The following is a 12,694-nucleotide window of genomic DNA, read 5'->3' as shown; positions in this document are numbered from 1 at the left end:
CCCGCGCCGGCGCTCTGTCTGGTCTGGGCCCCGTGTCAGCCCGCCCTCCGCCCCCCCCCCCCCCCCCCCTCGACTCTACGTGGCACGGCCATCGAGCGCGGATCTACCGGTCTACGGCACGGTTTCCAGGCGCGCGCTGACGAAGTCGATGAATACCCGCAGCTTCGGAAGCACGTGGCGGCCCGACGGCCACAGCAGGTGGAAGATGCCGCAGGAGTGCACATGCTCGTCGAGCACGGTCAGCAGGCGTCCATCGGCCAGTGCATCGCGCACCGAGTGCACCGGCACGAAGGCCAGGCCAATATCGCGCAATGCAAGCGCCACCCGCGCTTCGATGGTATTGGCCACCATGTGTACCGGCAGTTCCTGCGGTGTTTCATGGTCGGGCCAGTGGATCGGCCACAGTTCCAGCTTGCCTGTGCTGGGGAAGCGATAGTGCAGCAGAGTGTGCTGCATCAGATCGGCCGGCGTGCGCGGCGTGCCGCGCCGCTGCAGGTACGCCGGCGAGGCGACGATGCGGCGTGGGAACACGCCCAGGCGTCGTGCGTTCATGCGTGAGTCGCTGGGCTCGCCGACGCGCAGCACGGCATCGAAACCCTCCTCGATGACATCGACCAGGCGGTCGCTGAAATCCAGATCGAGGCGGATGTCCGGATACGCGGACATGAACTCGGCCATCAGCGGCAGAGTGAGATCACCCACCAGCGGCAGACCGATGCGCAGCGTGCCACTTGGTGCGGCATGCGGTTGCGCCAGCTCGGTGCGCGCGGCATCGCGTTCGTCGAGGATACGCCGGCAGCGTGCCAGGAACAGCTGGCCCTCGGCGGTGAGGGTGATGCTGCGCGTGCTGCGGTGGAACAGGCGCACGCCCAGTGCCTGTTCTAGCCGGGCAACGCATTTGCCGGCGGCCGAGGCCGAGATGCCCTGCAGGCGCCCGGTCTCGACGAAGCTGCGGGTGTCGGCCGCGTGCACGAAGGTCTGCAGATTGGCGAGGTTGTCCAGGACTGACATGGGTGTGCGGGCAATGAAAGCGGCAGGGTAGGTCGGCGCGGCTGTAGCGGACGGCTCCGCCATCGCAACACTGTGGTGCGAAGTGGTGTGGAGCCCGTTGCGGCCTTGCAGTTCCGGCCATCATGCCGATTGCGGACTGCACGGTCCATGATGCCCGGAGCCGCAACCGGCTTTTTGCACGAGGGCGTGGTGCCTAACGTGGCGGGCCTCTCCCCACGGATCACCGCGATGAACGCTGTTCCTTCCCTTGCACCTGCGCCGACGCTGCCGTCGGTGCAGCGGCTGCTGCAGCAGGTCCACCCACAGCGCCTGGTCGGTACGGTGGTGCTGGTGCGCGAGCACGGTGTGCTGCGCCACGCCAGCGCGACCGGGCTGGCCGATCGCGAGTCGGCCACGCCGATGCAGCGCGACCAGTTGTTCCGGCTGGCATCGGTCAGCAAGCCGCTGTTGACCACGGTGATCCTGCGCCTGGTAGCCGAAGGCGTGCTGGACCTGGATGCGCCGGTACAGCGCTGGCTGCCGGACTTCCGCCCGGCGCTGGCCGATGGCAGCACGCCGCCGATCAGCCTGCGCCAACTGCTCAGCCATAGCAGCGGGCTGGGTTACCGCTTCCTCGAAGCAGATGCGGATGGCCCGTACGCACAGGCCGGCGTCAGCGATGGCATGGATGCGAATCCGCTGACGCTGACCGACAACGTGCATCGCATCGCGCAGGCGCCGCTGTTGTTCGCGCCGGGCAGCCAATGGTTGTACTCGTTGGGCGTGGACGTCGCGGGCGCCGTGGCTGAAGCCGCGACTGGTGAAACGCTGCAGGCATTGTTCGCACGCCTGTTGGCCACGCCGCTGGGCCTGCGCGATACCGCGTTTGCCATCGATGATGCCGCACGGCTGGCCACGCCCTATGTCACCGACGCGCCGCAGCCGCATCGCCTGCAGGAAGGCGAGGTGGTCGCTCCATTCGATGGCACCGTCGGCATCGAGTACAGCCTCGCGCGCGCCACCGATGCCAGCCGTTTCCCTTCGGCCGGTGCTGGATTGATTGGCAGCGCCGACGAGGTGATGGCGGTGTTGGAGGCCTTGCGCGATGTGCAAGCTTCGAATCTGTTGCCGTCCGCGCTGGTGGCGGCGATGGCCACCCCGCAGGTGGGCGAGCAGGGGCCGCCGGAACCGGCCGGCTGGGGCTTCGGGCTGGGCTTTGCGGTGCTGCGCGATGCCGCCGCCAGTGGCACGCCACAGAGCGAAGGCACCTGGCGCTGGGGCGGTGCCTACGGCCATAGCTGGTTTGTCGATCCTGCGCGTGGGCTGAGCGTGGTGGCGCTGACCAACACCCTGTACGAAGGCATGGATGGCGCCTTCGTCGATGAACTGCGTGACGCGGTCTACGCCGATCTGGAGGCTGCACGATGAGCGGCTATGCCATTGATGCGGCGAGTCCTGCCGGCGAAGCTACACGCCTGCCGTGGGCCGGCTTGCTGGCGCTTGCAGGTGGCGGCTTCATCACCCTGCTGACCGAAACCCTGCCGGCCGGTGTACTGCGGCCGATGGGCGAGAGCCTGGGCGTGAGTGATGCGGCGGTGGGTCAGCTGGTCAGCGTGTACGCGCTGGGATCGGTGATGGCCGCACTGCCGATGACCGCGCTGACCCAGCGCCTGCCACGACGCCCCTTGTTGCTGGCCGCCATTGCCGGCTTCGTGGTGGTCAACACGCTGACCGCCGTGAGCAGCAGCTATCCGCTGATCCTGGCCGCGCGTTTCCTGGCCGGTGTGAGTGGTGGCCTGCTGTGGTCGCTGGTGGCCGGCTATGCGGCGCGCATGGTGGTGCCGTCGCTGCAGGGCCGGGCAATCGCGGTGGCGATGGTTGGATCGCCGTTGGCGCTGTCGCTGGGTGTACCGGCGGGCACGTTGCTGGGCCAGCAGATCGGCTGGCGCTGGGCGTTCGCGTTGATGAGCGTGCTGGGGGTCGGCCTGCTGGCGTACGCGCGCAGGGCATTGCCGGCGTTACCGGCGGCCGCGGCCGGTCAGCGCACGTCGTTGGGTACGGTGTGGCGCATGCCCGGCGTGCGCAGCGCGCTGGCGGTGATGGTGCTGTACGTGCTGGCGCACAACGTGCTGTACACCTACATCGAACCGCTGGCGGTGGAGGCCGGCGCCGGCCCGTGGCTGGACCGCCTGCTGCTGGCCTTCGGCGTGGCTGCCATCGTTGGTATCGGCATTGCCGGTTGGGGAGTGGACCGTTATCTGCGCACGCTGGTGTGGGCGGCCGTGATCGGTTTCATTCTTCCGGTGTTGGCCCTGCTGTTGTGGCCAGGACAGGCCACACCGCTGCTGCTGGCAACGATCCTGTGGGGCGTGGCGTTCGGCGCCGTGCCAACCCTGTTCCAGACCGCACTGGCACGTCGCGCGGGTGCTGCCGCGGATCTGGCGCAGTCGATGCTGGTGACCGGTTGGAACCTGGCGATTGCAGCCGGCGGCGTAGCGGGCGGCGTACTGCTGCAGGCCAGCGGCCCGAGCCAGCTGGGATGGCTGCCGTTGTTGTTGCTGGCGGTGAGCGTGGCGTGGCTGCTGGCACGGCCGAAGGCCTGGGCGTAGGCGCAGACCAGACGTTACCGAGGTGCCGGCCAGCGGCCGGCACTACCGTGGTCCACGCCATCCACGCATGGCGTGGATCCACCGAGCGCAGCGACCCGCGTTTGCTTTTGCTTTTGCTTTCTTCTGTTGATTCCGTGGTGGGACGCCGCCCCAATGTGTCCGTGGCCGGGTGGGTGGGTTGCGCAGGGGCGTGAGCCGCATGGATGCGGCGACCGAGCTTACATGGACGTACTTGCAGCGCCCCCTGCGCGACCCATCCACCCGGCCCCAACTGATGGATCCACTGGGCGCGACCCACCACGAGGGGCTCTGCCGTTGGCCGTCCTACTCGATCCCCTCACGCTCGATCGGCACGCTGCGCGGATTCTGCATGTGCTCCCGCGCCGCGCCATAGCGCTGCTGCCGCTTGTGATGGAACACCACGAACTCATCCCGCGGCAGCGGCCGCGAGAACAGCCAACCCTGCGCGAACTCGACCTTCCGGGTATGCAGATACGCCAGCTGTGCCTCGGTCTCCACGCCCTCGGCCACCACCCACAGGCCCAGCTCCTTGGCCATGTCGATGATGTGCGGGGTTACCGGGCTGGTGGCGCTCTCGGTGTCGATCGCATCGATGAATGATTTGTCGATCTTCAACGCGTCCAGCGGCAGCTGTTCCAGGTACTGCAGGCTGGAGAAGCCGACGCCGAAATCGTCAATGGCCACGCTGTGCCCGGCCCGACGCGCCTGCGCCAGCATCGTGCGGGCGCGGTCCAGATCCAGGAAGCCGCGCTCGGTGGCCTCCATCCAGATCTGCTGCGGCAGGATGCCGCTGCCGGCCATGTGCTTGGAGATCATCTTCAACGCACGGCCGCTGCTGATATCTTCGGCGGCCAGGTTGATCGCGATGTGCGCGCTGCGGTCGGCCACCAGCAGTTCACGCATGTCGCGCACCACGTTCTCGATCACCAGATCGGTGACCGCGCCGATCATGCCGGCCTCTTCGGCCAGCGGAATGAACAGGTCCGGCCGCACCTGGGTGCCATCCGGGCGCTGCCAGCGCACCAGCGCTTCGGCGCCGACACAGATGCCGGTATCCAGCTCGATGATCGGCTGGTAGTGCAGGTACAGCTCGCGGCGGCGGATCGCTGTGGCCAGCTCGCCGCGCAGGGACAGGCGGCGACGCGACAGCCAGATCACCAGGCCGGCACCGGCAGCGGCCAGCAGAACGCCGATCGGCACGAACAGCCACGCCTGCTGGCGGAAGGTCGCGGCAAGCGCGGTACGCGGCATGGTCGCGATCGCCAACCACTCTTCGTTGCGGGCGGTGGCATACAGGGTGTGGTGGTCCAAGCCTTCATCGGGGGTGCGCAGCAGGGTCTCCAGCAATGCCGGATCCATGCCGTCCTGCCTGGCCAGGAGACGCCCATCGGGGCTGGCCAGGGCAAGGCGCACGTTCGGGTCGGCGATGACATCGACGAAGCGGCGCGGATCGACCAGCACGTCGTAGTTGCCGTACAGGAACGACAGGACCTGGCGCCGTCCGCTGGCCTCGGGGCGCACATCCACGGCGATGCCGGCGCCATCACTGGTGACGTGGTCGGCCTTGGGCTGGTTGACGTCGGACAGGAACGGCCCCCACGACGTACAGCGCAGCTTGCCACCCTCGAAGTAGCCCATCTGGTCGACCGACGGCGAGGTCATCACCAGCGTCTGCATGCGCCGGATATGGTCGGGCCCGCAGGCGTCGTGGGCGCTGGCCTCGGCCGACTGCAGTGCCGCCAGCGCTTCCTGGTAGGACTGGTCGGCGCGGCGCAGGGCGCGACCGGCGATGTCGCGTAGCCGCTGCTGCTCGACGCTGACTGCACGGTCCCAGGTGGCATAGGCCATCACCGCGATCGGCACGGCCGCGGCCAGCAGCGCCAGCGCGGTGCCACCAATGATCACGCGCAGCCGACTCAAGGCCGGGGCTCCAGCGGGGCGGGCAGGGCAGGGCACATGGTCGGGCCGATCCTTGGGCAGATGCGGCTATCTGAGCATGACGCCGGGCCGGGCGGAATGGGACGAATCCGGTATTCGGTCACAATGTGATGAAAGCGACCATGATTGACGCAATCGGGCCGTCCAGCGCTGGCGCTCCGGGCCGGGGAGGACTAACGTCGAACGCTTCGCCCGCCCCAGTGCACGCCCATGACCGAGCCCGCAACGCCCCCCGAGCACCTGCGCCGCAGCCTGTCCAACCGCCACCTGCAGTTGATCGCCATCGGTGGTGCCATCGGCACCGGCCTGTTCATGGGCTCGGGCAAGACCATCAGCCTGGCCGGCCCGTCCATCGTCTTCGTCTACCTGATCATCGGCGCGATGCTGTTCTTCGTGATGCGCGCGATGGGCGAGCTGCTGCTGTCCAACCTGCAGTACAAATCCTTCATCGATTTCTCCACCGATCTGCTCGGTCCCTGGGCCGGCTTCTTCTGTGGATGGACGTACTGGTTCTGCTGGATCGTCACCGCCATCGCCGACGTGATCGCGATTGCCGCCTACGCGCAGTTCTGGTTCCCTGGGCTGGATGCGTGGATACCGGCACTGGCCTGCGTGCTGCTGTTGCTGGCACTGAACCTGGTGACGGTGAAGCTGTTCGGCGAGATGGAATTCTGGTTCGCGCTGATCAAGATCGTGGCGATCTGTGCGCTGATCATCACCGGCGCCGGTCTGGTGGCGTGGGGCTTCACCTCGCCCAGTGGCCACACCGCGTCGTTGTCGAACCTGTGGAATGACGGCGGCATGTTCCCGATGGGACTGGTCGGTTTCTTCGCCGGTTTCCAGATCGCGGTGTTCGCTTTCGTCGGCATCGAGCTGGTGGGGACCACCGCCGCCGAAACCGCAGACCCCGAGCGCAACCTGCCGAAGGCGATCAACTCGATCCCGGTGCGCATCATCATCTTCTACGTGCTGGCGCTGATCGCGATCATGGCGGTCACCCCGTGGCGCCAGGTGGTGCCGGACAAGAGCCCGTTCGTGCAGCTGTTCGTGCTGGCCGGCATTCCCGCCGCCGCCAGCCTGATCAACTTCGTGGTGCTGACTTCGGCCACGTCCTCGGCCAACAGCGGCATCTTCTCCACCAGCCGCATGCTGTACGGTCTGGCCGAAGAGGGCCACGCACCGCGCGGGTTGTCGAAGTTGTCACGCGCCGCAGTGCCCGCCCGTGGCCTGCTGTTCTCGTGCCTGTGCCTGCTGGGCGGCACGTTGCTGATCTACCTCATCCCGAACCTGGTGACCGCCTTCACCCTGGTGACGACGCTGGCCACCGTGCTCTTCATCTTCGTCTGGTCGCTGATCCTGGTGGCCTACATGGCCTACCGCCGCCGCTACCCGGAACGCCACGCTGCCTCGATCTTCAAGATGCCCGGCGGCGTCGCCATGTGCTGGGCCTGCCTGGTGTTCTTCGCCGCCGTGCTGGTGCTGCTGAGCCTGCAGGCCGACACCCGCCAGGCGCTGGTCGCCAGCCCGGTGTGGTTCGTGCTGTTGGGTGTGGGGTACTGGGTGCGGCGGAGGACCGCGAAGTAACCCAGCGTTTGTGTTCCATCGATTGATCCAGAGATCTCTCTGGAGTGGGGTCAGAGACCGTTGCGCAGCAACGGGATCCGACCCCCGCAGGAAATCGGCCGTTGCCGTTGCTGTTGAGGTTGCCGGCCAGCGGCCGGCACTACCACGGGTGCAGGGCGCAGTCCTGCCGACCCCCATTCACCCAGCATTAGCGGGCGCGGCCGGATGATCCGGCCGCCATGTTCCGTCGCCCTCTCCTGCTTGCGCTGTTGCTGCTGCCCAGCCTATGGCCCGGGCTGGCCGCCGCGCGCACCGTCTACCGCTGCGTGCAGGGCAACACCGTCAGCCTGGCCACCGCGCCGGAACCCGGTTCACGCTGCACCCCGAAGGAAATCGACGACAACGCCATCCAGACCCCGAATCTGTGGGGCAACATGGGCGTGTTCAGCGGCGTGCTGTACGAGCGCGAGCAGGATGGCGTGCTGGTCTATTCAACCCGCAACCTGCCCGGCTCGAAAGTGTTCCTGAAGTTCACCATGGCTACGCCGCCGGGTGAGCCTGCGCACGAAGGCCTGGGCAAGGTCGGCAAGCCGCAGCTGGCGCAGCATGCCAAGCAGTTCAAGGCCGCCGCCAAGGCCACCGGCGTGGATGACGCGTGGCTGCGCGCGATCGCCCATGCCGAAAGCAACTTCGATGCGCTGGCGGTGTCCAGCAAGGGCGCACAGGGCGTGATGCAGTTGATGCCGGACACCGCGCAGGAGTACGGGGTGAATGATCCGTTCTCGCCGCAGCAGTCGATCGATGGCGGCGCGCGCTACATGCGCGCGTTGCTGCGTCGCTACAACGGTGATCGGCCGCTGGCAGCGGCCGCCTACAACGCCGGCATCGGCGCGGTCACCCGCTACAAGGGCGTGCCGCCCTATGCCGAAACCCTGGCCTACGTGGACAAGGTGATGGCCCTGTACGCACGCTACCGCGAAGCGATGGGCATCCGTACCGAGGTTCCAGCCCGCTAGGCGGAAGGTGTAGTGCCGAGCCCACGCTCGGCGCCACAGAAAATCGGCTCAGCGCGAAGTGGAAGCGCTGACCAGGTCGTAGCGCTCAATGCGGCCGACGCGTGCCACCTCGGCCTGCACGTCGGCGCGCTGCTTCAGCGCACGCCAGGCCGCATCGATCTTCACGTCACCGGGCAGCGAGGGGTAGGTGCGCATGTCCTGCAGGGAGGCCAGCGTCTCGCCACGGTCGGTGGGGGAGCGCAGCTGTTCGATCAGCACTGCGGCTGCGCCGTCCAGGTTGCCTTCGTCCAGCAGCATCTCGCGATGGAACAGGCGTGCGTCGTCGCGCTGGGCAAGGATCACCGAGCGGGCGGCGTCCATTGCCTGGGCATCGCCGCGTTCGCGGGCGGCAACGAACTGCAGCAGTGCCTGGGCCGCCTTGCCGTAACCGGCCAGGCCCGGCATGTCATTCACTGCCGTGGCGGCATCCTGCATGCGGCCCAGCGAACTGAACACGAAGCCGACGTTGAACTGGTGCTCGGCACCATCGGGGCCCAGTGCACCGATGCGTGCGGCCAGCTTGGCTGCCGCCAGCGCATCCTCGTTGCGGCCCAGCCGGCGCAACGCGGTGAGCCGGCTGTTGAGCAGCCATGCCATCCATTCGGCTTCCGCCGCCGAAGGCGCCTCGCCTTCGGCGGCCGCAGCGGCCATGCCATCGGTCAGCGCCAGCACTTCCTCGTTGCGGTCCAGCATCAGCAGCGTGCTGCTGAACTCGGCCATGCGCGCGTCCAGCGCCCGGTCGAGCAGGCCGGAAACCCGCAGTTCGTCGAGGTGCTTCTGTGCAGCCTGCACGGGATCAAAGCGCGGGTTGGCGCGGTCGACATAGGGATCGAAGCGCTTGTCACTGCGCAGCCGGATGATTTCGGCGGGCGCGGAGATGCGGGCCAGGGTCGCGGGGATGGCCTCGCCACGGCCGTTGTCGGCCTGCAGCGTGGCCAGTGCCAGCCACAGTCCGGTGGGTTCCAGGCCGCCGCTCTTCCAGCCGTTGTCGAACAGTGCCTGCAGCAGTTCCATACGCTGCTGCGGCTGGTCCCGCAGGCGGAACTGCAGGTAGTTGATCGCGTGGTGGTCCACCGGCAACGGCGCATCGGCATGCTTCAGCGCCTGCACCAGGTGCTTGGTGGCAGGCGCCGGTTGGTTCTCGGACAGTTCCACCGAGACCAGGGTCAGCAGGATCTGCGCATCGTCCGGCAGTGCCTCCTGCGCGCGCCGCAGATAGCGGCGAGCCTGGTCCGGCTTCTTCTGCACCATCGCGGTCCAGCCGGCCACCTGAGCGGCGCGGCCGCGATGTTCAGCATCGAAGTCATCCAGCATCGGATCTTCCATCAGCCGTTCCATCGCGATCAGTGCGCCCAGCGTGTTGCCACTGCGTGACTGCTGGATCGCCTCATCCCATCGCGTGGCATAGGCCTGGTGCATCGCATCGGCGGTGACTGACGGCTTCTGTGGTGCTACCGAGATCGAGGCGGAGGCCGGCGTGCTGGCCAGTGCGGCCACCAGCAGGGCGGCGAGGGGGAAGATGCGGGGCATGGAGGATCTCCATCCGTGGGAAGAGCATTGAACCCGCTGTAGCCAGGGAGAACAAGCGCGACGCATGGAACTCTGGTATCCGGCAGTACGTTTGGCCGTGGCGGATCCTGCGTTCAGCGTCTATTGTCGGTGCCTCTTCAGACAGCAGGCAGGCAGCGCAGCACGATGGCACGGTGGCAATGGATGGCGGCAGGCGTAGCGTTGGCGACCGTAGTGGCACTGGCCGCGACCTGGTGGGAGACGCCGCTGCATACGCCGGCTGAACCGGCAGGCCCGGTTCCAACGCCGCTGGCGTGGACCGCGCAGATCGAGCCGCTGGCCGGCGATGGCCACCCGGGTGACCGCGATGGCGCGTCCGCGCAGGCGCGTTTCGCCGATCCGTATGCGTTGCTGCGCAGTGCAGATGGCAGCATCTACTTCACCGATGCCGGCGACAACAACCGGATCCGCCGCCGCCTGCCGGATGGCCGCATCGAGACCGTGGCCGGGCAGGGCGAGGGGCGCATTGATGGCCCTGCACTGCAGGCCAGTTTCAATACGCCGTCGGGCATCGCCGCCGACGCGCAGGGCAACCTGTATGTGGCCGACACCGGCAACCACGCGATCCGCCGTATCGGCACCGATGGCCAGGTGACCACGCTGGCCGGTGGCGAACAGGGCTACGCCGATGGCTCTGCCGCGCAGGCGCGGTTCGATGCGCCGATGGGCATCGCGGTGGACGCGCAGGGTCAGGTCTATGTGGCCGACACCTTCAACGACCGCATCCGGGTGATTGGTACCGATGGCAACGTGCGTACCCTGGCCGGCGGCGAGCGCCCGGGGCTGGCCGATGGCCTGGCGGGTGATGCACGCTTCGATACACCGGTGGCACTGGCCTTCGATGCGCACGGCGCGCTGCTGGTGGCCGACCTGTTCAACAACGCGGTGCGTCGGGTCGGTGCCGACGGCATGGTCAGCACGCTGCTGGGCGATGGCGGCGTGATCAATGGGCCGCTGTCGCTGGCCACCACGCACGACGGCGTGCTGTACGTGGGTGACCTTGATGGCCGCATCGTGCAGGTAACACCGCAGGGCCACCAGATCGCGCTGGTGGGCAACGGCCGCCTGCCACGCCTGGCCCGCCCCAGTGGGTTGGCGATGGATGCCGATGGCAGCGTGCTGGTCGCCGATTCCGCCAGCTATCGCCTGCACCGCCTGCGCCCGCTGCCGGTGGGTGACCTGCCGGCACCGGCGCTGGTCGGGCCCGCTGCCGATGCAGCATTGCCGGACACCGGTGGGCGCTGGCCATTGGCACCCCAGGATGGCTGGCATGAAGTGGTCGGCACGCTGGGCGAAGTGCGCGGCAACTTCAAGGGCGAGAGCCGCCACCACCTGCACGGCGGTTTCGATGTGCGCGGCGATGTCGGCCAGACCGTGCTGGCGATCGCCGATGGCAAGATCAGCAGCCCGGTAGCGGCGTGGAGCCTGGGTGGGCAGGCCGAGGGCCTGGCCGTGGACCGCCTCAAGTACATCCACATGCGGGTCGGCCGCACACCGCGCGACCAGCCGTTCGATGCGCGCTGGCAGGCGCTGTACGACGAACAGGGCAAGCTGGAGCGGATGCGCGTGCGTCGCGGCACGCGCATCCACGTCGGCGATCGCCTGGGCAGCATCAACAACCAGGCGCACGTGCACCTGGCGGTGGGCACCGGCGGCTTCGAAACCAACGCCGTGGCGCTGGGTTTCCATAACTACGCCGACCACTTCGCACCGCGCATCACCGATGTGGCGCTGCTGGACGACAACGACCAGCCACTGGCGGCGGGCAGCGACGGCGTGGTGATGCTGGCGCGGCAGGGACGTGGCGTGCAGATCGTGGTCGAGGCCTGGGACCAGGTTGATAACAACCTGCCGCGGCGCCGGCTGGGCATGTACCAGGTGGGCTACCAGATCCTCGATGCTGCCGGGCAGCCGCTGCAGGGCTATGAGCAGCCGCGCTGGAACATCGTGTTCAACCGCATGCCGCCGCAGACCGAAGCGGTGCGCGTGGCCTATGCACCGGACAGCGGCATCACCGTGCATGGCAGTGCGGTGACCCGCTTCCGCTACCTCGCCACCAACACCGTGCGTGATGGCCTGATGGAAACCGGGCGCTGGCAGCCGGCGGCATTGCCACCGGGCGAGTACACCGTGCGCGCCAGCGTGCGCGACTACAGCGGCAACGAAGGCGTGGGCCCGCGCGAGATCAGAGTACGGTTGCTGCCATAGCCGCAGCCGGGGCGCCGCAGCGTTCGCGCTCGGCGTCCATGTCTTCCAGCGGCCGCACCTCGATGCTGCCGAAGCGTGCCCACGGGAAATCGCGGGCGATGCGCATGGCTTCGTCGCGGTCGCGGGCGACGATCAGGTTGAAGCCGGCCAGCAGTTCGCGGGTTTCCGCGAACGGGCCATCCAATACACGGCTGTGGCCATCACGCACGCGCAGGGTCTGCGCGGTGTCGACTGGCTGCAGCTTCTGCGCGGCCAGCAGCGTGCCTTCCGCCTGCAGTTTGTCGGCGTGGGCGAGGCAGTCGCGCATCAGCGCGTTGAATTCTTCGGTGGGCAGGGCCTGCAGCAGGGCAGGCTCGATGTAGATCAGAAGCAGGTACTGCTGCATGGGACGGTCCTGGCGGGGGCGGGGTGTCCATGATGGCGCAGGATGGCGCGTGGGCATGTTGCAGCGCGGGAGGCGCGCCTTCGGCGGGGACGGCGAACGGCGGAGCCCCTCCGTGGTGGGGGTGGGTTGGTCGCTGAAAGCTGGGTTTCAGAGGGTGGGTGGGGGGGGGGGGGGGGGGGGGGGGGGGGGGGGGGCGGGGGCGCGCGGCCGGGGGGGGGGGGCGGGGGGCCGGGGGCGGGGGGGGGGGCCCCCCCCCTGCGGGGCCGCCTCCCCCCACACACCCCCCCCCCCCCGACCCCTGACAGATTCCGGTCGCCGAACCACCACGGGAAATCAACAACAAGAGCGAAAGCGGG

The 12,694-nt window shown here is 68.2% G+C and carries 9 protein-coding genes; 5 read left to right on the top strand and 4 right to left on the bottom strand.

All coding sequences use genetic code 11. The features are described 5' to 3' along the window. Positions 1-111: 111 nt before the first annotated feature. Entirely contained in the window at positions 112-1,011 is a 900-nt protein-coding gene (locus V3B25_RS17895; RefSeq protein WP_032130406.1) for a LysR family transcriptional regulator, read from the bottom strand. 228 nt (positions 1,012-1,239) lie between these two features. On the opposite strand from V3B25_RS17895, the gene V3B25_RS17890 reads away from it, so the two are divergent. Both V3B25_RS17890 and V3B25_RS17885 read left to right on the top strand, forming a co-directional pair. Beyond that, positions 1,240-2,418, top strand: a complete 1,179-nt coding sequence (locus V3B25_RS17890) for a serine hydrolase domain-containing protein (protein WP_049424765.1) — start codon at positions 1,240-1,242, stop codon at positions 2,416-2,418. After that, a complete protein-coding gene (locus V3B25_RS17885) occupies positions 2,415-3,599 on the top strand; it encodes an MFS transporter (RefSeq protein ID WP_329811112.1) in 1,185 nt (394 codons plus the stop codon). Before V3B25_RS17890 ends, V3B25_RS17885 begins: the two co-directional genes overlap by 4 nt. 324 nt (positions 3,600-3,923) lie before the next feature. Here the strand turns inward: V3B25_RS17885 and V3B25_RS17880 are convergent, their stop codons facing one another. Then, on the bottom strand, positions 3,924-5,540 hold the full coding sequence (locus V3B25_RS17880; RefSeq protein WP_329811111.1) for an EAL domain-containing protein: 1,617 nt from the start codon (positions 5,538-5,540) through the stop codon (positions 3,924-3,926). 228 nt (positions 5,541-5,768) lie between these two features. Here V3B25_RS17880 and cycA point away from each other — a divergent pair, with 228 nt between their 5' ends. Both cycA and V3B25_RS17870 read left to right on the top strand, forming a co-directional pair. After that, the gene (gene cycA, locus V3B25_RS17875) at positions 5,769-7,142 is read left to right on the top strand and encodes a D-serine/D-alanine/glycine transporter (RefSeq protein ID WP_049399140.1); all 1,374 of its coding nucleotides are present in this window, start codon (positions 5,769-5,771) and stop codon (positions 7,140-7,142) included. 218 nt (positions 7,143-7,360) lie between these two features. After that, positions 7,361-8,137, top strand: coding sequence for a lytic transglycosylase domain-containing protein (locus V3B25_RS17870; protein ID WP_329811110.1), 777 nt, complete (start codon positions 7,361-7,363; stop codon positions 8,135-8,137). Between the two features lie 48 nt (positions 8,138-8,185). On the opposite strand, the gene V3B25_RS17865 is transcribed toward V3B25_RS17870, so the two are convergent. Further along, complete coding sequence (locus tag V3B25_RS17865) at positions 8,186-9,706, bottom strand: hypothetical protein (protein ID WP_329811109.1); 1,521 nt, start codon at positions 9,704-9,706, stop codon at positions 8,186-8,188. Positions 9,707-9,871: 165 nt separating this feature from the next. Here V3B25_RS17865 and V3B25_RS17860 point away from each other — a divergent pair, with 165 nt between their 5' ends. Next, complete coding sequence (locus V3B25_RS17860) at positions 9,872-11,953, top strand: gluconolaconase (RefSeq protein WP_329811108.1); 2,082 nt, start codon at positions 9,872-9,874, stop codon at positions 11,951-11,953. Here the strand turns inward: V3B25_RS17860 and V3B25_RS17855 are convergent. Further along, the gene (locus tag V3B25_RS17855) at positions 11,931-12,338 is read right to left on the bottom strand and encodes a YciI family protein (RefSeq protein WP_032968393.1); all 408 of its coding nucleotides are present in this window, start codon (positions 12,336-12,338) and stop codon (positions 11,931-11,933) included. The genes V3B25_RS17860 and V3B25_RS17855 overlap by 23 nt on opposite strands. Between the last annotated feature and the right edge of the window lie 356 nt (positions 12,339-12,694).

Origin of the sequence: Stenotrophomonas sp. SMYL8 (assembly GCF_036320065.1) — a bacterium.
Classification (GTDB): Bacteria; Pseudomonadota; Gammaproteobacteria; order Xanthomonadales; family Xanthomonadaceae; genus Stenotrophomonas; species Stenotrophomonas maltophilia_A.
This window is presented reverse-complemented; position numbering and strand designations above follow the sequence as displayed.

What these genes read in the sequence shown, in the direction of transcription:
- cycA (WP_049399140.1), top strand. Translation starts at nt 5,769, where the DNA reads ATGACCGAGCCCGCAACGCCCCCCGAGCACCTGCGCCGCAGCCTGTCC.
- V3B25_RS17865 (WP_329811109.1), bottom strand. Translation starts at nt 9,706, where the DNA reads ATGCCCCGCATCTTCCCCCTCGCCGCCCTGCTGGTGGCCGCACTGGCC.
- V3B25_RS17855 (WP_032968393.1), bottom strand. Translation starts at nt 12,338, where the DNA reads ATGCAGCAGTACCTGCTTCTGATCTACATCGAGCCTGCCCTGCTGCAG.
- V3B25_RS17885 (WP_329811112.1), top strand. Translation starts at nt 2,415, where the DNA reads ATGAGCGGCTATGCCATTGATGCGGCGAGTCCTGCCGGCGAAGCTACA.
- V3B25_RS17860 (WP_329811108.1), top strand. Translation starts at nt 9,872, where the DNA reads ATGGCACGGTGGCAATGGATGGCGGCAGGCGTAGCGTTGGCGACCGTA.
- V3B25_RS17870 (WP_329811110.1), top strand. Translation starts at nt 7,361, where the DNA reads ATGTTCCGTCGCCCTCTCCTGCTTGCGCTGTTGCTGCTGCCCAGCCTA.
- V3B25_RS17890 (WP_049424765.1), top strand. Translation starts at nt 1,240, where the DNA reads ATGAACGCTGTTCCTTCCCTTGCACCTGCGCCGACGCTGCCGTCGGTG.
- V3B25_RS17895 (WP_032130406.1), bottom strand. Translation starts at nt 1,011, where the DNA reads ATGTCAGTCCTGGACAACCTCGCCAATCTGCAGACCTTCGTGCACGCG.